Origin of the sequence: Gordonia sp. CPCC 206044, from assembly GCF_048537895.1 — a bacterium.
Lineage (GTDB): Bacteria > Actinomycetota > Actinomycetes > Mycobacteriales > Mycobacteriaceae > Gordonia.
In genome coordinates this window covers 37,241-57,957 of the sequence record NZ_JBCLVL010000005.1, presented here as the reverse complement: position 1 = coordinate 57,957, position 20,717 = coordinate 37,241, and the positions used below count along the sequence as shown (strand labels likewise).

General features: G+C 67.6%; 17 protein-coding genes. 5 read left to right on the top strand and 12 right to left on the bottom strand.

The genetic code is table 11. From position 1 onward, the window contains the following. The first annotated feature begins 80 nt into the window (after positions 1–80). The 4 genes from ectA (at position 81) to AAFP35_RS08885 (ending at position 3,439) form a co-directional block, all read left to right on the top strand. The gene (ectA, locus tag AAFP35_RS08900) at positions 81–611 is read left to right on the top strand and encodes a diaminobutyrate acetyltransferase (protein ID WP_419221553.1); all 531 of its coding nucleotides are present in this window, start codon (positions 81–83) and stop codon (positions 609–611) included. A gap of 101 nt (positions 612–712) precedes the next feature. Beyond that, positions 713–1,984 carry a diaminobutyrate--2-oxoglutarate transaminase gene (ectB, locus tag AAFP35_RS08895; RefSeq protein ID WP_419221213.1) on the top strand — a complete coding sequence of 424 codons (1,272 nt, stop codon included), beginning with the start codon at positions 713–715 and terminating at the stop codon, positions 1,982–1,984. Next, positions 1,981–2,400: an ectoine synthase gene (locus AAFP35_RS08890; protein WP_419221212.1), complete on the top strand. Its 420-nt coding sequence runs from the start codon at positions 1,981–1,983 to the stop codon at positions 2,398–2,400. Before ectB ends, AAFP35_RS08890 begins: the two co-directional genes overlap by 4 nt. A gap of 127 nt (positions 2,401–2,527) precedes the next feature. Continuing rightward, positions 2,528–3,439 (top strand): Sir2 family NAD-dependent protein deacetylase, encoded by a 912-nt coding sequence (locus AAFP35_RS08885; RefSeq protein WP_419221211.1) that lies wholly within the window; start codon positions 2,528–2,530, stop codon positions 3,437–3,439. On the opposite strand, the gene AAFP35_RS08880 is transcribed toward AAFP35_RS08885, so the two are convergent. From AAFP35_RS08880 to mobA, 12 genes are all read right to left on the bottom strand, one after another. Continuing rightward, positions 3,423–3,995, bottom strand: a complete 573-nt coding sequence (locus tag AAFP35_RS08880) for a class I SAM-dependent methyltransferase (RefSeq protein WP_419221210.1) — start codon at positions 3,993–3,995, stop codon at positions 3,423–3,425. The two genes, AAFP35_RS08885 and AAFP35_RS08880, sit on opposite strands and share 17 nt — an antisense overlap. A 42-nt stretch (positions 3,996–4,037) precedes the next feature. Further along, positions 4,038–5,153 (bottom strand): glutamate 5-kinase, encoded by a 1,116-nt coding sequence (gene proB / locus AAFP35_RS08875; RefSeq protein WP_419221209.1) that lies wholly within the window; start codon positions 5,151–5,153, stop codon positions 4,038–4,040. Further along, positions 5,150–6,613, bottom strand: a complete 1,464-nt coding sequence (obgE, locus tag AAFP35_RS08870; RefSeq protein WP_419221208.1) for a GTPase ObgE — start codon at positions 6,611–6,613, stop codon at positions 5,150–5,152. Before obgE ends, proB begins: the two co-directional genes overlap by 4 nt. Before the next feature lie 121 nt (positions 6,614–6,734). After that, positions 6,735–6,998 carry a 50S ribosomal protein L27 gene (rpmA, locus tag AAFP35_RS08865; RefSeq protein ID WP_419221207.1) on the bottom strand — a complete coding sequence of 88 codons (264 nt, stop codon included), beginning with the start codon at positions 6,996–6,998 and terminating at the stop codon, positions 6,735–6,737. Positions 6,999–7,033: 35 nt separating this feature from the next. Beyond that, the gene (gene rplU / locus AAFP35_RS08860; protein WP_419221206.1) at positions 7,034–7,345 is read right to left on the bottom strand and encodes a 50S ribosomal protein L21; all 312 of its coding nucleotides are present in this window, start codon (positions 7,343–7,345) and stop codon (positions 7,034–7,036) included. A 303-nt stretch (positions 7,346–7,648) separates the two neighbouring features. After that, positions 7,649–11,380 carry a translation initiation factor IF-2 N-terminal domain-containing protein gene (locus tag AAFP35_RS08855; RefSeq protein WP_419221205.1) on the bottom strand — a complete coding sequence of 1,244 codons (3,732 nt, stop codon included), beginning with the start codon at positions 11,378–11,380 and terminating at the stop codon, positions 7,649–7,651. A 475-nt stretch (positions 11,381–11,855) separates the two neighbouring features. Further along, a complete protein-coding gene (ndk, locus tag AAFP35_RS08850; RefSeq protein ID WP_419221204.1) occupies positions 11,856–12,272 on the bottom strand; it encodes a nucleoside-diphosphate kinase in 417 nt (138 codons plus the stop codon). 22 nt (positions 12,273–12,294) lie between these two features. Next, positions 12,295–12,741 (bottom strand): hypothetical protein, encoded by a 447-nt coding sequence (locus AAFP35_RS08845; RefSeq protein WP_419221203.1) that lies wholly within the window; start codon positions 12,739–12,741, stop codon positions 12,295–12,297. 182 nt (positions 12,742–12,923) lie between these two features. Next, positions 12,924–13,325, bottom strand: coding sequence for a DUF4233 domain-containing protein (locus AAFP35_RS08840; protein ID WP_419221202.1), 402 nt, complete (start codon positions 13,323–13,325; stop codon positions 12,924–12,926). Further along, positions 13,322–14,980 (bottom strand): bifunctional tetrahydrofolate synthase/dihydrofolate synthase, encoded by a 1,659-nt coding sequence (folC, locus tag AAFP35_RS08835; protein WP_419221201.1) that lies wholly within the window; start codon positions 14,978–14,980, stop codon positions 13,322–13,324. Before folC ends, AAFP35_RS08840 begins: the two co-directional genes overlap by 4 nt. Then, a complete protein-coding gene (locus AAFP35_RS08830; RefSeq protein ID WP_419221200.1) occupies positions 14,977–17,625 on the bottom strand; it encodes a valine--tRNA ligase in 2,649 nt (882 codons plus the stop codon). The genes folC and AAFP35_RS08830 overlap by 4 nt, the downstream gene beginning before the upstream one ends. A gap of 74 nt (positions 17,626–17,699) precedes the next feature. Continuing rightward, positions 17,700–18,308 (bottom strand): molybdenum cofactor guanylyltransferase, encoded by a 609-nt coding sequence (gene mobA / locus AAFP35_RS08825; protein WP_419221199.1) that lies wholly within the window; start codon positions 18,306–18,308, stop codon positions 17,700–17,702. A 48-nt stretch (positions 18,309–18,356) separates the two neighbouring features. Here mobA and AAFP35_RS08820 point away from each other — a divergent pair, with 48 nt between their 5' ends. Further along, entirely contained in the window at positions 18,357–20,675 is a 2,319-nt protein-coding gene (locus AAFP35_RS08820; protein WP_419221198.1) for an FdhF/YdeP family oxidoreductase, read from the top strand. The last annotated feature ends 42 nt before the right edge of the window (positions 20,676–20,717 follow it).

The following is a 20,717-nucleotide window of genomic DNA, read 5'->3' as shown; positions in this document are numbered from 1 at the left end:
GGGGCTTAGACGGGCTTCTGATGACCGATTTCGAAGGGAGCATGACATCGCAGAAACCCGTTGTTAACGTCGAAAAGGTCATGAGCCCGTCCCAAACAAGCACGGCCCCAGCAACCACTACCATCTCTGTCGACTATCGACAGCCCACCGTCGACGACGGTGCGAGACTCTGGGAAATCGCCTCGGACTCAAAGGTTCTCGACGTCAACTCGAGTTATTCCTATGTCCTGTGGTGTCACGATTTCTCCACCAGCTCCATTGTCGCCGAGGTCGACGGCCGCGCGGTCGGATTCGTCACCGGTTATCGGCGTCAGACCGATCCATCCACGGTGATGGTCTGGCAGGTGGCTGTCGACGACGCCTACCGCGGCCACGGTATCGCCGCCACCATGCTGCACCGACTGCTCGATCGCACGCAGCGTTCCGGCGTCGTGGCGATGCACACGACCATCAGCCCGGACAACGTTGCGTCGCAACGCCTGTTCGCCTCGGTGGCGGCCGCGCGAGGTCTGAACTTCGAGCGCCGCGACCTGTTCGCAGCCGACAGTTTCCCAGATGCCCATGAGCCCGAGGATCTGTACCTCCTCGAGCCAGATATTCGCGAACCCTGAACGCGTTCAACAGTTTTCAACCCTGATGGCGTGTGCCCCACACCGTCGTGTGCCGCTGCGCACCGCCATCGAATGCTCGTCACAACAGAAAAGGAAGTGTCATGCAACTTCTCGATCAACAAGTGGACGACTCTGTCTTCACCACGCACGAATCCGAGGTGCGTAGCTATTGCCGCAGCTGGCCCGCGGTGTTCACCCGCGCCAGCGGATCCTGGATGACCGACCAGGACGGGCGGCAGTACCTGGACTTCTTCGCCGGAGCCGGCGCCCTGAACTACGGCCACAACAACCCGGTGATGAAGTCGGCGCTCGTCGACTACATCTCGAACGACGGGATCACCCACGGCCTGGACATGGCCACCGTCGCCAAGGGCCAGTTCCTGGAAGCGTTCAGCAAGAACATCCTCGAACCCCGCGGACTGGACTACAAGGTCCAGTTCCCCGGCCCCACCGGCACCAACGCCGTCGAGTCGGCCCTCAAGCTGGCCCGCAAGGTCACCGGCCGTGAATCGATCATCAGCTTCACCAATGCATTCCACGGCATGACCCTGGGCTCGCTGGCCGTCACCGGCAACTCGATGAAGCGCGCCGGCGCGGGTATCCCGCTCGTCCACGCCACCCCCATGCCGTTCGACAACTACTTCGGCGGCGTCATGGAGGACTTCGCCTGGTTCGAGCGCGTTCTCGACGACTCCGGCAGTGGTCTCAACCGGCCCGCCGCGGTCATCGTGGAGACCGTGCAGGGCGAGGGCGGCGTGAACGTCGCCCGCGCGGAATGGCTTCGCGCCCTTGCGGATCTGTGCCGCCGTCGCGACATCCTGCTCATCGTCGACGACGTTCAGATGGGCTGCGGGCGTACCGGCGCCTTCTTCTCCTTCGAGGAGGCAGGCATCACGCCGGACATCGTCACGCTGTCCAAGTCGATCAGCGGTTACGGAATGCCCATGGCGCTGACCCTGTTCCGTCCCGACCTCGACGTCTGGACACCGGGTGAGCACAACGGCACCTTCCGTGGGAACAACCCGGCATTCGTCACCGCCACCACGGCGATCGAGACCTACTGGACCGACGACGTCCTCCAGAAGGACGTGCTGGCCAAGGGTGAACAGATCAACACGGCATTCTCCGGCCTCGCCGACCGCTACGACGGAATCAGCACCCGTGGTCGCGGCATGGTCCGCGGGCTGGTGTTCGAGGAGTCCGCGACCGCCGGTAAGGTATGCGCTGCCGCGTTCGGCTCGGGACTTCTGGCGGAGACCTCCGGCCCATCCGATGAGGTTGTGAAACTCCTTCCGCCGCTGACGATCTCGGCCGAGGATCTAGATCGCGGCCTGCAGATCATCAGCGATTCAGTCAAGGAGGTCATCGGATGATCGTTCGCACCACAGAGGAAATCACCGGCACGGATCGGGACGTCAAGGACCCGCTCGGCAACTGGGTGTCCAAGCGCATCGTGCTCGGCGGCGACGGGGTCGGCTTCTCGTTCCACGAGACCACCATCAACGCCGGCTCGGTGAACAACTTCCACTACGCCAACCACATCGAGGCGGTCTGGCTCGTCGAGGGCACCGGCACCCTGCTCGACAAGGGCACCGGCAAGACCTACCCGCTCGCTCCCGGCACCATGTACCTGCTGAACGAGCACGATGACCACCAGGTCACCGCCGACACGCAGATGCGTATGCTCTGCGTCTTCAACCCGCCGGTGGTCGGCACCGAGGTGCACGACGAGAACGGCGTCTACCCGCTGGTCACCGTGCCGACCGGAAAGCACAGCGTCGACGCCTGACGTCGCACCGTGTGAGCACCGCCTGCACGTCCGCGGCACAAGCGAGCGACATCTGCCCTCGCTGAACCGCCACGCAGCAGCGTCGTCACGAAACCACGTACGCACCCCGTCCACTATCCTGGACGGGGTGCGTACGCGTTTACAGATCGGCTGGGAACCCGCGGTGGCGACTCCCGTCGACGAGGATGTCGACGACCAGATCGGCCGGATGCGGGCCCTGCTGGCGGATCGCCGGTTCGCGATCCTGACCGGCGCGGGCATCTCGACCGATTCCGGCATACCCGATTACCGCAGCCCCGGCGCCCCCGCACGCACGCCGATGACGCTGGAGATGTTCCTGTCCTCCCCCGACTTCCGCCGTCACTACTGGGCGCGTAATCATCTCGGCTGGCGACACATGGATGCCGCACGCCCCAACGATGCGCACCGCGCCGTGACCGAACTCCAGGCTCAGGACCGACTCTGCGGGGTCATCACCCAGAACGTGGACATGCTGCACACCAAGGCCGGCACCCGTCGCGTGGTCGAGCTGCACGGATGCTACGGCCGGGTGCGCTGCCTCGACTGCGCCTGGCAGATCTCACGACACCGCCTCGCGAGCGAACTCGATGCCCTCAATGCCGATTTCGCCGTTCGGGTCCGCGGTCGAGGCGCGATCGAGGTGGCCCCCGACGCCGACGCAGCCATCGAGGACACCTCCGATTTCGTCATGATCGACTGTCCGCACTGTGGCGGCATCGTCAAGCCCGACATCGTGTACTTCGGCGAGTCGGTACCCAAACAGACTGTGCAACAAGCCTTTTCCATCGTCGACGAAGCCGATGCACTGGTGGTCGTCGGGTCGTCGCTGACGGTGATGAGCGGTCTGCGGTTCGCCCGGCACGCACATCGCACCGGCAAACCTCTCGTCATCGTCAATCGCGGCGCGACCCGCGCCGACGACATCGCGGATCTCAAGATCGATCATCTCGCCGCAGTGGTCCTGCCCGCGTTGGCCGCGCACGGAAGACCACCGCAGGTGGTCATGCAGTCGGCTTGACCGCTCTCCACCGCTGATTGCCTGCCGCCGTGTCGATCTCGACGTCGACGAAGCCTGCCGCCGACAACCGGTCGGGCAGGTCGTCGGTGGCGAGCGGGTTGTACGTGTCGCCGATGTGCAACAACCGGAAGGCCGTCGAGTGCAGTCCGTCGCTGCCGGCGAACACACCTCCCGGGGTGAGCATCCGATGCGCCTCGGCCAACAGGAGATCCTGACCGTCGCCGGTCGGCACGTGATGCATCACCGAAAAGCACACCACCGAGCCGAAACTCGCGTCGGGCAATCCGGATTCGGTGCCATCGGCCTCGATGATCTCGGCGCGGTCGCCGAATCGACGCTGCAGTCTCCGTGCACTCGATCCGTCGATCTCCACCGACGTCAACCGGCCAGTCCGGGCCAGCAGCGGCTCCATGTTGGCCCCGAACCCCGGGCCGAACTCCAGTGTCGTCGGTCCGAGGTCGACGTCGGTCAGTGCCCACGGGAGCAGCCAACGCGACACGTACAGCGACCAGGGCCGCGACGCACATCCCCATCGGTGGACACGATTCATCGCCATCGAGTTAGGTTACCCTAATAACCACTCGGCGCGGAAGGGATGTCAGACGGCGACCAGGTCGTCGGCGTGCACCACCGGCCGCCGCAGGTCTGCGGGCAGGTCGGACGTCTGCCTACCCACCATGAGAGCGATCTCGTCGGAGTCGTAGGCCGCGACCCCGCGCGCCCGGACCCGGCCAGCGACATCGACGAGTTCCACCACGTCGCCGTCGGAGAACCGACCGGTCACCCCGACGATGCCGGCGGCCAGCAGCGACCGCCGACGGCTCGCGACCGCAGCGACCGCGCCGTCGTCGAGAGCGATCTGGCCACGGGCGTCGGCGGCGTGCCGGACCCAGAACCTACGGGCCGACAAACGCTCGTCGCGTGCGGCGAACACCGTGCCCACGGATGCGTCCGTCAACGCCTGAGCCGCCTGCTCCGCCGCCGCGAGCAACACGGGCACCCCCGCGTCGGCCGACAAACGCGCGGCGGCCAGCTTGGACGCCATCCCGCCGGTACCCAGGGTGCCGCCCGATCCGGCGATCACGCCGTCGAGATCCTCGGGTCCGTTGACCTCGTCGATCAGCCGCGCCCGGCGGCCCAGCGCATCGACCTTGCGCGGATCCCCGTCGTAGAGGCCGTCGACGTCGGACAGCAGGACCAACGCATCGGCACCGGCCAGATGCGCGACGAGTGCGGCCAGACGGTCGTTGTCGCCGAATCGGATCTCGTTGGTCGCGACCGTGTCGTTCTCGTTGACCACCGCAACCGCACCGAGCGATCGCAGACGATCCAGTGTCCGTTGCGCATTCGCCGCATGGGCGCGATCGGAGATGTCCGCAGCGGTCAACAGGACCTGGCCGACGGTGCGCCCGTAGCGGTGGAAGGACGTACCCCAGGCGTGGGCGAGTACGAGTTGCCCGACGCTGGCCGCGGCCTGCTTGGTCGCCAGGTCCGCAGGGCGCTTCTTGAGGGCCAACGGCGCGAGACCGGCGCCGATGGCCCCGGACGACACCACGATCACGTCCGAGCCCGCCCGCATCCGCGCCTCGAGGGCATCCGCGAGGCGGTCGAGACGCTGCCGGTCGAGTCCGTCGTGCAGGTCGGTCAGCGCAGACGACCCGATCTTGACGACGATGCTGCGCGCGCGTGCGATCTGCTCACGCACGTCGCTCACATCGTGTCCTCGTCCTCGTCGGCGGATCGACCACGCCGCAGCCGCCGAGCCTGTTTGCGCTCGGCCGCGCCCACGCGATCGTTGCGATCGAGTCGGATGTCGGTGCCGCGACCCGTGATCGGCACGTCGTCACCCATCGGGGTGGACGGCTCCCAGTCGAACGTGACCTCACCGATGGTGACCGAGGCCCCCGGGGTCGCACCGAGCCGGACGAGTTCGTCCTCCACACCCAGACGATTGAGTCGATCGGCGAGATAGCCCACCGCCTCGTCGTTGTCGAACTGGGTCTGGGCGATCCAGCGCTCGGGGCGGGTGCCGCGGACGATGAAACCGCCGGCCACCTCGGGATCCGGCGACACCGAGAACTCGGCCTCGTCGACCGCCTTGGGACGGATGATCTGTCGCCGCGGCAGCGGCTTCGGGTGACTCTCCCGGTAGGACGCGACCATCTCGGCGAGCGCGAAGGTGAGTTCCCGCAGCCCTTGATGGGCAACTGCAGAGATCCGGAAGATCGGCCAACCACGTTGGGCCAGTTCCGGTTCCACCAGATCCGCGAGTTCGGCGGCATCCGGGACGTCGATCTTGTTGAGGATGATGATGCGAGGCCGCGACGCCAGCTCACCCAATCCGTGGTCGGCATCGAGGGCAGGCTCGTACGCCGCGAGTTCGGCCTCGAGGGCGTCGATGTCGGAGATCGGATCGCGTCCGGGTTCCAGTGTCGCGCAGTCGACGACGTGTGCGAGGACCGCGCAGCGCTCGAGATGGCGCAAGAAGTCGAGGCCCAGTCCGCGGCCGGTCGATGCACCGGGGATCAGGCCGGGCACGTCCGCGATGGTGAACACGTCGCCCGCCGTCTGCACCACACCGAGATTGGGCGCCAGGGTGGTGAACGGATAGTCGGCGATCTTGGGTTTGGCTGCCGAGAGCACCGACACCAGTGAGGATTTCCCGGCCGAGGGGAACCCGACGAGACCCACGTCGGCGACGGACTTCAACTCGAGGACCAGATCGCGATGCTGACCCTCTTCGCCCAACAGGGCGAAGCCGGGAGCCTTGCGAGCCTTGGACGCCAAGGCAGCGTTACCCAGGCCGCCTCGTCCGCCCTGGGCCGCCTCGAACGTGGTGCCCTCCCCCACGAGGTCGGCGAGAATCCGACCGGCCCCGTCGAGGACCACGGTGCCGTCGGGGACCTTCAGAACCAGATCCTCGCCGGTGGCGCCGTCACGGTTGTCGCCCATCCCGGGCTTGCCGTTGGACGCCTTGGCATGGGGACGGAAGTGGAAGTCCAGCAATGTGTGTACCTGGGGGTCGACCACCAGGCGCACCGAGCCGCCGTTGCCGCCGTCACCGCCATCGGGTCCACCGAGCGGTTTGAACTTCTCTCGGTGCACCGACGAACAGCCATGGCCGCCGTTGCCAGCCGCGACATGGATGGTCACGCGGTCGACGAAGCGGGACATCGGGCTACTTCCTCTCTGGAAAAACGAAAACAGGGCGGGCCGGGTACTCGATGACCCTGCCCGCCCTGTGTAGAGCTGTGTGCCGTCGGGCCCGTCTGAGGGCCCGCTTCCCGGCGCCCGGTCAGACCGAGGCGGTCTCCGGGACGATGTTCACCGTCTTGCGGCCACGCTTGGTGCCGAACTCGACCGAGCCGGCAGCCAGGGCGAACAGGGTGTCGTCGCCACCGCGACCGACGTTGACGCCCGGGTGGAACTTGGTGCCGCGCTGGCGGATCAGGATCTCGCCTGCGCTGACCCTCTGTCCACCGAAACGCTTCACACCCAGTCGCTGGGCATTGGAATCACGACCGTTGCGCGAGCTGGACGCGCCCTTCTTGTGTGCCATCTCTGCAGTCCTCCTGGGTACGTGCGGGAATCGAGTTACTTGATACCGGTGACCTTGAGGACCGTCAGCTTCTGACGGTGACCCTGGCGCTTGTGGTAGCCGGTCTTGTTCTTGAACTTGTGGATGCGGATCTTGGGGCCCTTGACGTGCTCGACGACCTCGCCGGTCACCGAGATCTTGGCGAGCTTGTCCGCATCGGTGGTGAGGCTCGCGCCGTCGACGACCAACGCCACCGGCAGGCTCACGGTGCTGCCGGGCTCGCTGTCGATCTTCTCGACCTTCACAATGTCGCCCTCAGCGACCTTGTACTGCTTACCGCCGGTCTTGACGATCGCGTACGTTGCCATCGAAGCTGTCCTCTTTAACTCGTCTGTCGGACCCACGGCGCTGGTATCCGCACCGGGGTGTGTGGGTGGTGCTTGTCCTGCTGATCTCCGCGCCGCATCCCCGCGCAGGACGGGGGGCGCTACGGATCACACCAGAGGCCTGCCGGCGGGTTTCGGCAACTGCTCGCCAATCCCCCAGGGTGGACCTGGTTCCGGGCACAGCGCTGACCCTCCGCCGAAGGCGACCAACCAAGATTACGGGACCGCCGCCGGTCGGGTCAAACTCGTGCACCTTACCCGATCCGCGCGCCGCGGTCACCGTGATCACTCGTCGGCCGGCGGCGGGCCCGCCGGTCGTCCGGCGGTCCGACGGCGCGGACGTCGACGCACCGCGACGGTGGCATCCGAGGTCCCACCCGTCGGGCCGAAGGTCGTCAGCGGCCCCGATGTCGATGCGGCATCCGCCGTCACCACCACCGGTTCCGACGCGGTCGGTGGTGCCGCCGCCTGCCGAACCACTCGACGTCGGCGTTTGGGCGCCGCCTTCTCCGATGTCCCCGGTGTCGCCGTGGCGTCCGGCTCCCGCTCCGGTGTGGCTGCCGTCTCCGGCTTCCCGTCCGTCTCCGGTGTGGCGGTGGCCTCGGCCGCCGATCCGGCCTGCTCCGCGGTGCCCGCCTCCGCGGTGTCCTCGGATTTCCCGGCGTCGGTCGTCGCAGCGTCGGTCTTGGCGGAATTGTCGGCCTTGGTCGTGGCAGGCTTTCCCGCCCGACCTGTCTTCACAGCGACGGGTTCGTCCGAGCGCTGGGTGTCCGACCTCTGGGTGGCCGAACCGTCGGCCGCCTCGGTGCTGACCTTGTCCGTGCCGGTGTCGCGCGCATCGTCGGACCGCTTGGGGCGGTCCTCGACCGGCGACGTGTCCCCGGCTGTCACCTCGGTCCCCGAGCGTGCGTGCGCACCGTCCTCGGACGAGGCGTCCACGGCACCGTCGGGCATGTCCTCGTGCGCATGCGCGGCCATCGCCCGGAACATGGGGTGCTCGGCGGGATTGTGAGCGGGCTTCTGTGGCTCGGCGGCCGCCTCGCTCTTGCGACGGCCACGCCGGGACTTCTTGCCCGACCCTCCGCCGTCGGAACGACCTGCATCGTCCGAACGCACCTCGACCGGACTCGAGTGCACGATGATCCCGCGGCCACCGCAGTGGGTGCAGGTGGTCGAGAACGCCTCGAGGAGCCCGGTGCCGAGCCGCTTGCGGGTCATCTGGACGAGGCCGAGCGAGGTCACCTCGGACACCTGATGCCGGGTGCGGTCGCGCGCCAACGCCTCGGTGAGGCGTCGCAGGACCAGATCCCGATTCGACTCGAGGACCATGTCGATGAAGTCGACGATGATCATGCCGCCGATATCGCGCAACCGCATCTGGCGCACGATCTCCTCGGCGGCCTCGAGGTTGTTACGCGTCACCGTCTCCTCGAGATTGCCTCCCGAGCCGGTGAACTTGCCCGTGTTGACGTCGATGACGGTCATCGCCTCGGTGTGCTCGATGATGAGCGTGCCGCCGGACGGCAACCACACCTTGCGGTCGAGCGCCTTGGCCAACTGCTCGTCGATCCGGTGCACGACGAACGAATCGGGTGCGTCGGCATGGGCCTTCTCGAATCGTTCGATCCGGTCCATCAGGTCGGGTGCCACCGTGCTGACGTAACGCTCGACGAGATCCCAGGCGCGGCCGCCCTCGACGACCAGCTTCTTGAAGTCCTCGTTGAACAGGTCACGGACCACCCGGACGAGGAGATCGGGCTCCTCGTAGAGCGCCTGCGGCGCCGACCCGTTGCCGCCCTTGGTCTTGCCGACCGCGGCGTCGATGTCCTTCCACTTCTTCTCGAGCCGCTCGATGTCCGCACCGAGGTCTTCGGCGCTGACGCCCTCCGACGCGGTGCGGATGATCACGCCCGCATCGTCGGGGACGAGCTTGCCGAGGATGCTCTTGAGCCGCTTGCGCTCGACGTCGGGCAGTTTGCGACTGATACCGGTCGACGTCCCGCCGGGCACGTAAACGAGGTAGCGGCCGGCAAGGGAGATCTGCGTGGTCAGTCGGGCACCCTTGTGTCCGACCGGGTCCTTGCTCACCTGGACGAGCACGTTGTCGCCGGGCTTGAGCGCCTGCTCGATCTTGCGGGACCCGCCGTCGAGACCGGCGGCGTCCCAGTTGACCTCACCGGCGTACAGCACACCGTTGCGCCCGCGTCCGATGTCGACGAAGGCGGCCTCCATGCCGGGCAGGACGTTCTGGACCCGGCCGAGGTAGATGTTCCCGACCATCGACGACGATGTCTCGGTGGTGACGAAGTGCTCCACGAGGACGCCGTCCTCGAGGACCGCGATCTGCGTGTAGTCCTCCACCGGGGCCGTCGACTCGTGAGCGCCGTCGACGACGATCTTGCTGTTCGCGCTGCGCTCCCGGACGACCATCACCCGGTCCACGGCCTCACGCCGGGCCAGGAACTCGGACTCGCTCAGGATCGGCGGGCGCCGACGTCCGGCGTCCCGGCCGTCGCGCCGACGCTGACGCTTGGCCTCGAGCCGCGTCGACCCGGAGATCCCCTGGACCTCGTCGCGGGCCCGCTTGCTGCGCGGCTCACGCTCGTGCACGACGGTGTTCGGCGGATCATCGGGCGAGCTCTCGTCACCGTCCGAACCACCCTTGCGACGACGCCGCCGACGACGCCGTTTCGACGAACCCTGCTCATCGTCGTCGGCGCCGGAGTCGTCGCTCTCGTCGGAGGCGGCTGATGCGCTGTCGGAATCGTCTGCCGTCTCCTCGTCCGAGGAGGTGCGCTTGGTCTTGCGGTTCTTCTTGCCCGACGGCCGCGCGTTGTCGGAGTCGTCGGTCTCGCGTTCCGCGGATTCGTCCGACGAGTCCGCGCCGGACGACGAGGTCTCGTCGGTGCCGTTCGCGTCGTTCTGATCGCCGCGGCCACGGCCGCGTCCACGACGTCCGCGACGCCGCCGACGGGCGGTGCGCTCGCCGTCGCCGTTCGAGTCATCGTCCTGGTCGTGATCGGCGCCGCGCTCGTCTGCGGTGGCCTCGGCGTCGGCGTCACGGGTCGGTTTCGGCGTGCGCTGCGGGGCTTCGACGGGCTGCGGCTGCAGGAACAGCGGAGCGGTGTCGAACGCCTCGGCCGAGTGCCGAACCGGGTGATGCTGGGTTTGTTCGACGGCCGAGAACAACGTCGGGGCCTCGGTGTTGCCGTCACGTTCGACCGCAGCTCGATCGCCTGCGGTGTCCTCGGCGGCCGCGTCGCTCTTCGCGGCCGTCGAGTCGTCGGTGGCGACGGCCGGGGTGGCCTCGACCGCTGCCGTGTCGGTCGAGGTGTCCTCGGCCACAGTGTCGGCCGCAGTGGTGTCGGCCGGGATGGTGTCGGTCGAGGTGGCCTCGGCCGCCGTGTCGACCGCAGTGGTATCAGCCGCAGTGGTATCAGCCGCAGTGGTGTCGGCCGCAGCGGTGTCGGCCGCAGTGGTGTCGTCGGGGGCCGCGACGGTCGCCGTCTCGTCCTGCGCGACCGCGCTCTCGGACGGCTTGTCTGTGGCGGTCTCCACGACGGCGGATTCGGCCACCGGGGCCGATTCGGTCGACACCTCCGACGCCTGCGGGGTGTCGGTGGGCACGTCGACAGCCGCAACCGGCTCGGCCGCGCTCTCGACCGCCGGTGCCGGTACCTCGGAGGCCGGCGCGGGGACCTCGGCAGCCGGGGCCGACGCGACGGCCGCCGACGGACCCGCGCTGTCGGCCGCATCCTCGACGGCCTCGACCTCTGTCTCGTCGACCTCGACGTGCGCACGCACTCGCGCGGCGACGGTCAGGGCGACCTCACGGTCGATGCTGGATTGGGGGCTGCGCGTCTCGATGCCCAGTTCGGCCAGGTGTGCCAGCACCTGTCGGCTCGTCAGGCCCAGGGACCTGGCCAAGGCATGAACACGAAGCCTGCTCGGAAAGTCGAACTCCTCCGCCGATTCGGACGCTGCGTTCGCGTCAGTCGGCGACCCGTTGTCGGTCACTCAATCTCCTCGAGCCCCCGGGCGCGTCGGGCTGACGCGGCCACGCGAGGGCCTCAATTCTTGTGTCCCGGTCGCTGCTGGACCGGTGTTATATGGTCTTCGCGCCGTCGCTGCGACCTGTGATCTCCGGTCGCGAGACGGCGCCTTGCATGTTGATGACCAGATCCGGCCGCGTCTTCCACACCATCAGGTCGCGGGTCGGGGTCGACCGTTCGGCCGCCGTCGACGCTCGAACCTCGATGGGGAAGACGGGCATCGGGGGTAACCGACGCCGGAACTGTCATCCGGTCACCGGTGACAGAGCGTGCCACCGATAACTGATCAAGTATCCCACACCACGCGATGATCGCCGCACACTATGCGGCGTTTCGGCGTCCGGCGACGTGAAACGGCCGGCATCACCATGGTGGTGATGCCGGCCGCGATGGTCGACGGGGGTCGCTCCCGGGTCGCGATGTCGCGACGCCGGGAAACCTCAGGACGCCAGGTCAGGGAACCAGAGTGCGATCTCGCGGGCCGCGGACTCCGGCGAGTCCGAGCCGTGCACGAGGTTGTTCTGAGTGCTCAGTGCGAGATCGCCGCGAATGGTGCCGGGCACGGCCTTCTCGACCGGATCCGTGCCGCCGGCGAGCTGACGGAACGCGGCGATGGCACGTTCGCCTTCCAGCACGGCCGCGACCAGAGGACCGGAGGTGATGAACTCCAACAGCGACGGATAGAAGGGCTTGCCCTCGTGCTCGGCGTAGTGGCCGCGGGCGACCTCGTCGTCGGCCGTCTTCAGCTCGAGTGCCACCAGGGTCAGGCCCTTGCGTTCGATTCGGCTGATGATGTCGCCGACCAGATGGCGGCCGACACCGTCGGGCTTGATGAGTACCAGAGTCCGTTCAGTCACGAGCACACCTTAGCGTCCCCGGTCACGGGCAGTACGGGGCGGCGACCGGGAAGAAGCCGTAGTTGAACAGGTTCCCCGACCGGGCACGCGGGTCCACGATCACCTGCAGACATCCACCCGGCGCGGCGAGTGCACCCGCGAGCGCCTGATCGAACTGCGCAGCCAGGGCGAGGTTGGCCGGACGGTACTGCTGCGGAACCGGCAGCGACGCGATCGCTTCTGGCGCCTTCATCGTGGCGGCGCGGCGCGTGACGTCGTGCGTGGCGATGAAGCTGTACTCGCCGTCGGAAACGGGCATCGGCGCATCGGCATCCGGCAGGATCGGCGCAGCCGGAGCGGCCGGGGCCGCGGGCGCAGGGGCCGCAGGCGCGGCATGGGCGCTCGTCGCGGCGACGAACGGCGATGCGAGAAGAGCGAAGGCCACGGCGCAGGTCGTCGCGGACCGACGGTGGCGGGCGATGAGAGACAAACGTTTCCTCACGTCACGGGAGTTGGACACCGGACAGGGGGAACTCCGCACACGACGGCTCGCCCCCCGGCCCCGACATTCTCACAGTCCCGCGCACGCAAAAGCGAGGATTTGCGGGTCACAGTCGGGCAACACCTGTTGCAGGCGACGAAGTCGGGTTGTCCGTTCACGAAACCGCCAGGTCAGTGGTCGAGCGGTACCTGTCCGGGCAACATGCCCTTCTCGATCCGGGCGGCCACGTCGCGCTTGATGTAGGCGATGTAGACCCAGACACAGCCGAAGATCACGCCGACGACGGCGATCGACCACTGGAACAGTCCCCCGACGATCACCAGCACCTGCAGGGCCAGATCGAGCTTGAGCGCATACGAACGACCCTGCAATCCGGCCGCCACGATGTGGGCGAGGATGACGATGCCCAGGTATCCGCCGGACAGCCAGGTGATGCCGGAACCGATCTTCGCGATGATCGGAAAGGCCAGGAACAAGACGATGACCTCGAGGACGAGAGTCCCTGCCATCACCCCGCGCAAACCCTTCCACGGGTCGGTGGCGGGCGGACTGAAACGGACGGGCTCGCTCATGTTGGCTCCTTGCCGAACAGGGTGCGGGCGGCGCCCGCGGTGACCACCGAACCGGTGATCACGACACCCGCACCGGATACGGGCTCGCCGTCGGACTCCTCGGCCAGTCCGATGGCGGTCTCGACCGCGTCGGGCAGGAACGGCTGGAGCACCACCCGATCCTCCCCGAAGATCGGCAGCGCGATCTCGGCGAGGCGCTCGGTCTCCAACGCCCGAGGCGAACCGTTGTTCGTCAACACGACGGTGTCGAAGACGGGTTCCACCGCCTCCAGGAAACCTTCGGCATCCTTGTCACCGAGCATGCCGATGACACCCACGAGCCGACGAAAGTCGAACTCCTCGGCGAGTGCCTGCGCGAGCGCGGTCGCCCCGTGCGGGTTGTGCGCGGCGTCGATGAAGACGGTCGGCGCACCACGCACCCGCTCCAGACGTCCCGGGCTGGCCACCGACGAAAACCCTTCGCGGACTGCCTCGATGTCGAGTTGGCGGTCGGCCCCGGCGCCGAAGAACGCCTCGACCGCGGCCAGCGCCAGCGCAGCATTGGCCGCCTGATGGGCGCCGTGCAAGGGCAGGTACACCTCGTCGTAGACACCACCGAGACCTTGCAGCCGCAGCATCTGCCCACCGACGGCGATGACCGACTCGAGCACGGCGAACTCGGAGTTCTGTCGCGCCACGATGGTCTCGGCTTCGACGGTCTGTCGGAGCAGGACGTCCATCACCTCGGGTTCCTGCGTGGCGATGACGGTGACCGGGTCAACCGGGACCAGTTCGTCGGCGCTGCCCTTCTTGATGATCCCGGCCTTCTCGGACGCGATCGCCGACAATGTGTCGCCGAGATAGTCGGCATGGTCCATCGCGATCGGCGTGATCACCGCGACGGTCGCGTCGATCACATTGGTCGCGTCCCAGCGGCCACCCATCCCGGTCTCGACGACCGCCACGTCGACGGGCGCTTCGGCGAAGACCGCGTACGACATCGCGATGAGGACCTCGAACTTGCTCATCCGCGGACCGCCTGCGGCCGTCGACGAGTCGTCGATCATCGTGATGTAGGGCTCGAGCTCGCGATAGGTGTCGATGTAGGTGCGGGCGCCGATCGGACGGCCGTCCACCGAGATGCGTTCGGTGACCCGCTGCAGGTGCGGGCTGGTGATGCGTCCGGTGCGCCGATGCAGGGCGATGAGCAGCGCGTCGATCATCCGGGTCACCGACGTCTTGCCGTTGGTGCCCGCGATGTGGATGGCGGGATAGCTGTGCTGTGGCGATCCGAGCAGATCCATCAACGCCGAGATCCGGGTCAGCGACGGTTCGATCTTCGTCTCCGGCCACCGGGTGTCGAGTTCCGCCTCGACCTCGGCCAGTTCGGCGAGGGTCGCGGCGTCATCGTGCGCGACGCCGGACGATGACGCCGATCCCGGCACATCATCGTCCACCGGCTCGTCGTCTGCGGACTCGTCGTCGGCGTACAGCTCGTCGGGGGCGCCACCACGACCGGCGAGCAGCGACCCAAGGTCGGTGGGCAACGGCGCGGACCCGAGCGGGTCGACCGCGATCTCGTCGCGGTCGAGTGCGTCGTCACCGAGATGATCGCGGTCGAGCTCGTCGGCGTCCTCGTCGTCGGCGCTGCCGTGCCCGTACTCGCGCGGACTCATGATCCGCCCAGGGCATTCAGCGCGGCGCCGATGCGCTCGGCTTCCTCGGTCGCCACACGTTGGCGCTCACGGATCTTCGCGACGACATGATCGGGCGCCTTGGACAGGAACTGCTCGTTGCCCAGCTTGGCGGTCGTCGACGACAGTTCCTTCTCCGCGGCGGCGAGATCCTTGGCGAGCCGCTTGCGTTCGGCCGCGACGTCGACGGTGCCGGACGTGTCGATGCGCACCGTCACGGTGGCCGCCGAGAGACGGACATCGATGGTCGCGGTGGCCGCGAAGTCGTCGCCGGCACCCTCGAGTCGCGCGAGCGAGTCCAGGTAGGGCCGCGACCGCTCGAGACCCGCGACGTCGAGGCCGTCGATCTCGGCCGCCACCCGCTGTCCGGGTCGCAGCCCCTGATCGCTGCGGAATCGGCGCACCTCGGTGATCAGGCGTTGCAGGTCGTCGATGTGGCGGGCCGCCACCGGATCGGCGTCGGCGGACTGCACCTGCGGCCACGGCGCGATCACCACCGACTCCTCACCGGTCAGCGCCTGCCAGAGCACCTCGGTCACGAACGGCATCACCGGATGCAGCAGCCGCAGCAATTTGTCCAACACCTCGCCGAGGACCAGAGATGTTGCCCGCGAACGATTCTCGTCATTCTCGGCGAACTGGACCTTGGCCAGCTCGAGATACCAGTCGCAGACCTCGTCCCAGGCGAAGTGGTACAGGGACTCACATGCCTTGGAGAACTCGTAGGCCTCGAAACCCGCATCTGCATCGGCCAACACCTGGTCGAGCCGATCCAGGATCCAGCGGTCGGCCTCGGTGAGCGTGTCCCGGTCGGGCAGCTCGCCGGTTGCGTCGGCGCCGTTCATCATCGCGAACTTGGTGGCGTTGTACAGCTTGGTCGCGAAGTTGCGCGACGACTGCGCATGGTCCTCGCCGACCGAGATGTCACTGCCCGGGTTCGCCCCGCGCGCGAGTGTGAAGCGCAGCGCATCGGCGCCGAAACGCTCGACCCAATCGAGCGGATCGATGCCGTTGCCCTTGGACTTCGACATCTTCCGGCCGTGTTCGTCACGGACCAACCCGTGCAGGAACAGGTTGTGGAAGGGCACCTGCGGCTGGTCGTCGACCTGCGGGCCCATCGAGGTCCCGAACATCATCATGCGGGCCACCCAGAAGAACAGGATGTCGTAGCCGGTGACCAGAACCGAAGTGGGATAGAACTTCTCGAGCTCGGCCGTCTGCTCCGGCCACCCCAGGGTGGAGAACGGCCACAATCCCGACGAGAACCACGTGTCGAGGACGTCGGTCTCCTGGACGTAGCCCTCGGGCGCCTGTTCGTCGGGTCCCACGCACACGATGTCGCCGTCGGGGCCGTACCAGATCGGGATGCGATGTCCCCACCACAGCTGCCGGGAGATACACCAGTCGTACATGTTGTCGACCCAGCCGAACCAGCGTGACTCCATCGACGTCGGATGGATCACCGTGTCACCGTTGCGGACCGCGTCGCCTGCGGACTTCGCGAGCGATTCGACGCGAACCCACCACTGCATCGACAGGCGCGGTTCGATCGGCTCGCCGGTCCGCTCGGAATGCCCGACGCTGTGCAGGTACGGACGGACCTCCTTGACGATGCGCCCCTGGGCGGCCAGCGCCTCACGCACCTTGACCCTGGCCTCGAAGCGGTCCATTCCGTCGAACTCGGTGCCGGTGTCCGCGATCCGGGCCTCGTCGTCCATGATCGTCGGCATCGGGAGGTCGTGCCGCTGCCCGATGGCGAAGTCGTTGGGGTCGTGGGCCGGCGTGATCTTGACTGCGCCACTTCCGAATTCGGGGTCCACATAGTCGTCTGCGATGACCGGGATCTTGCGGTCGACGAATGGGTGGTCGAGTTCGGTACCGATGAGCGCGGCGTAACGCTCGTCGTCGGGATGCACCGCGATCGCGGTGTCGCCGAGCATGGTCTCGACACGGGTGGTGGCCACGACGATGTGCGGTTGCCCATCGTCGAGGCTGCCGTACCGGAAGCTCACGAGTTCACCCTCGACGTCGGCGTAGCTGACCTCGATGTCGCTGATGGCGGTCTTGAGCACCGGCGACCAGTTGACGAGACGTTCGGCGCGATAGATCAGTCCGTCGTCGTACATCTTCTTGAAGACGGTCTGCACGGCACGCGACAGTCCGTCGTCCATGGTGAACCGCTCGCGCGTCCAGTCGACGCCGTCACCGAGGCGACGCATCTGCTCGCCGATGTTGTCGCCGATCTCGGCCTTCTCCGCCCACACGCGCTCGATGAACGCCTCGCGGCCGAGGTCATCGCGGGTGAGGCCCTCCGCGGCGAGCTTGCGCTCGACCATGGTCTGCATGGCGATCGCGGCATGATCCATACCGGGCAGCCAGAGCACCTCGTAGCCCTGCATCCGGCGCCGACGAGACAGCGCATCCATCAGTACGTGCTCGTAGGCGTGCCCCATGTGCAGCGAGCCGTTGACGTTGGGCGGCGGGATGACGATGGAGAACGCAGGCTTCTCGCTCGACGCGTCGGCGGTGAAATAGCCGGCATCCACCCAACGCTGATAGAGCCGAGCCTCGTGCTCGGCGGGATCCCAGGACTTCGGCAGTTCGCGGGTGGGGTCGGGTGTGCTCACCCCACAATCTTAGGAAACGTCGCGCCTGTCGTTGTCACGCCCCGCGTGTCGGTCCCCTCGGCGGGCGCACCACGTCACACGTGCAGCCGGTGCAGGTCCTCGGGGGCGTTCACATTGGTCAGCCATTCCGGGTTGCTCACCGACACCCGATAGGTCGCGAGTGCATCGAGCGCGGCCATCATCCGCCGCTCGCCGGTCGCCGTCAGTCCGGCGATGACGTCGGCCGCATCGGTGCGGTAGAGACCCGCCATCGGGTGGTCGCGCTCGGCGTCGTTCACGATCACCGCCTGCGCGGACGCGGTCACCCCGCGGAGCAGTTCGTCGATGAGCCCGGCCTCGATCAGGGGCATGTCGGTGGCGCACACGAACGCCCATCGGGCACCCGCCTGCGCGGCGTGTGCCAGTCCGACGGCGAGACCGCCGAGCGGACCGGCGCCCGGCTGCTCGTCGGTCACCCAGACGGCAGGCGGCCCGCCGGTGCCGTAGAGCGAGCGGTACGCGGCGGATTCCTCGGCGGCCACCACCAGCACCGGCGTGCACCGCTCTCCCACCACCCGCACCACCCGGGCCAGCATCGGTTCACCGGCCCAGTCCATGGCGGCCTTGTCGCGGCCCATACGGCGGGAGCGGCCTCCCGCCAACACGATTCCTGCGACCGTCTGCTCGGTGTCCTCTAGCGTCATGCGAACAGTCTCTGCGAACTCCGCAACGCGTGGGGGCAAGATGGAGATATGCGTCATCGCCTGCCCTCCGACGAGACCCCGATCACCGACCCGGACGACGTCGTGGTCACAGACGTGCAAGACCACGCCGCGGGCGTCCCCGCGGTGGCCGTCGCACTGGCACGCGGTGTCGAACAGATGGGCCCACTGCGAACCGCGCGCACCCTGGCGCGGCTGAATCAGCGCGACGGATTCGACTGCCCAGGCTGCGCGTGGCCGGAGACGCCCGGTCACCGCAAACATGCCGAGTTCTGTGAGAACGGGGCGAAGGCCGTTGCCGAGGAAGCCACCCGACGCCGCGTCACCCCCGAGTTCTTCGCCGCCCATTCGGTGAACGATCTGCGTGAGCGGTCGGGATACTGGCTCTCGCAGCAGGGCCGGCTGACCCATCCCATGTATCTCGAGCCCGGCGACACCCACTATCGGCCGGTGTCCTGGGGCGAGGCCAATCGGATCATGGCGGCCGAATTCTCGGCGATGTCCACACCCGACGAAGCGGTCTTCTACACCTCCGGACGCACGAGCAACGAAGCCGCATTCGTCTACCAGTTGTTCGCCCGCAGCGTCGGGACCAACAACCTCCCCGATTGCTCCAACATGTGCCACGAATCGTCGGGGACCGCGCTCGGCGAGTCGATCGGCATCGGCAAAGGATCGGTCACCGTCGGCGACCTGGAGGCCGCCGACCTCATCATCATCGCCGGACAGAATCCCGGTACGAACCATCCCCGGATGCTGTCGACCCTGGAGAAGGCCAAACACAACGGCGCCCGGATCGTCGCGGTCAACCCGCTGCCCGAGGCCGGCCTGATGCGCTTCAAGGATCCGCAGAAGGTGAGCGGCGTCGTCGGGCGCGGCACCCCACTCACCGACGACTTCCTGCAGATCCGCCTAGGCGGCGACATGGCGTTGTTCCGTGGCGTCGCCCGACTGCTCCTCGATGCCGAGCGCGCCCGTCCGGGAACGGTGTTCGACCACGACTTCCTGGACCGGTACTGCGCAGGCGTCGACGAGTACCTGCAACTCCTCGAGGATGTGGATCTCGACGAGATCATCGAGGCCACCGGGCTGTCCGCCACGGCGATCGCCGAGCTCGCCGACGCGGTCGCGTCGTCGCATCGCATCGTGCTGTGTTGGGCGATGGGACTGACCCAACACCGCCACGCGGTCGCCACCATCGGCGAGGGCACCAACCTGCTGTTGCTCCGCGGCATGATCGGCAAGCCGGGTGCCGGCCTGTGTCCGGTGCGCGGCCACTCCAATGTCCAGGGTGACCGGACGATGGGCATCTTCGAGCGGATGCCCGAGTCGTTCCACGACGCGTTGGACGCCGAGTTCGGGATCGTCAGCCCCCGCGCACACGGCTACGACACCGTGGCCGCGATCGGTGCGATGGCGCGCGGACAGGTGCGTCTGTTCGTGGGTATGGGCGGCAACTTCGTCTCCGCCGCACCCGACACCGAGGCCACCCGCGCCGCCCTGGCTCGGTGCGCACTGACCGTGCACGTGAGTACCAAGCTCAACGAGTCCCACCTGGCCACCGGCCGCGCCGCACTCATCCTGCCGACCCTCGGACGTACCGACAAGGACGTCATCGACGGTGTACGACAACAGGTTTCGGTGGAGGACTCGATGTCGGTCGTGCATCTGTCGCGCGGATCGCTGCCGCCCACCTCACCCGAGCTGCACAGTGAGGTCGCCATCGTCTGCGATCTGGCGACAGAGGTCCTCGGACCCGATCACCCGGTGCCGTGGCAGCGTCTGCGCGGCGATTACGACGAGATCCGCGATCACATCTCCCGCGTCGTCCCCGGTTTCGAGGACTTCAACATCCGGGTACGTCGTTCCGACGGCTTCGTCCTCCCCCATCCCCCGCGCGATCGACGCGAGTTCGTCACCCCGACCTCACGTGCCAACTTCGCCGTCCACCCGCTCGAATGGGTTCAGGTGCCCGAGGGCCGTCTGATCCTGCAGACCATGCGCAGTCACGACCAGTACAACACCACCATCTACGGCCACGACGACCGCTACCGCGGCATCAAGGGCAATCGCCGCGTCATCCTGCTCAACGTCGACGACATCGCCGCGTTCGGACTGCATGCCGGCCAACAGGTGGACATCGTCTCGGAGTTCACCGGCTGCGACGGCCTCGAAGAACGTCGGGTCGAGGGCTTCGAGGTGGTGGCGTATCCGACGCCGCGCGGCAACGCGGCCGCCTACTATCCCGAGACGAATCCCCTCGTGCCCCTGAACTCGGTGGCGAGAGGTTCGAACACCCCGGTCTCCAAGGCGGTGACAATCCGGCTCGAGAGCTCACCCGCGCGCTGATCCGTCCCAGAGGAGTTGCGCCGGCGAGACGGCAGCGGCACC

Excerpts from the sequence above, each read along its gene's own strand:
- ectA (WP_419221553.1), top strand. The coding sequence starts at position 81 with ATGAGCCCGTCCCAAACAAGCACGGCCCCAGCAACCACTACCATCTCT.
- ectB (WP_419221213.1), top strand. The coding sequence starts at position 713 with ATGCAACTTCTCGATCAACAAGTGGACGACTCTGTCTTCACCACGCAC.
- AAFP35_RS08890 (WP_419221212.1), top strand. The coding sequence starts at position 1,981 with ATGATCGTTCGCACCACAGAGGAAATCACCGGCACGGATCGGGACGTC.
- AAFP35_RS08880 (WP_419221210.1), bottom strand. The coding sequence starts at position 3,995 with ATGGCGATGAATCGTGTCCACCGATGGGGATGTGCGTCGCGGCCCTGG.
- obgE (WP_419221208.1), bottom strand. The coding sequence starts at position 6,613 with ATGTCCCGCTTCGTCGACCGCGTGACCATCCATGTCGCGGCTGGCAAC.
- rpmA (WP_419221207.1), bottom strand. The coding sequence starts at position 6,998 with ATGGCACACAAGAAGGGCGCGTCCAGCTCGCGCAACGGTCGTGATTCC.
- rplU (WP_419221206.1), bottom strand. The coding sequence starts at position 7,345 with ATGGCAACGTACGCGATCGTCAAGACCGGCGGTAAGCAGTACAAGGTC.
- AAFP35_RS08840 (WP_419221202.1), bottom strand. The coding sequence starts at position 13,325 with ATGAGCGAGCCCGTCCGTTTCAGTCCGCCCGCCACCGACCCGTGGAAG.
- folC (WP_419221201.1), bottom strand. The coding sequence starts at position 14,980 with ATGAGTCCGCGCGAGTACGGGCACGGCAGCGCCGACGACGAGGACGCC.
- mobA (WP_419221199.1), bottom strand. The coding sequence starts at position 18,308 with ATGACGCTAGAGGACACCGAGCAGACGGTCGCAGGAATCGTGTTGGCG.
- AAFP35_RS08820 (WP_419221198.1), top strand. The coding sequence starts at position 18,357 with ATGCGTCATCGCCTGCCCTCCGACGAGACCCCGATCACCGACCCGGAC.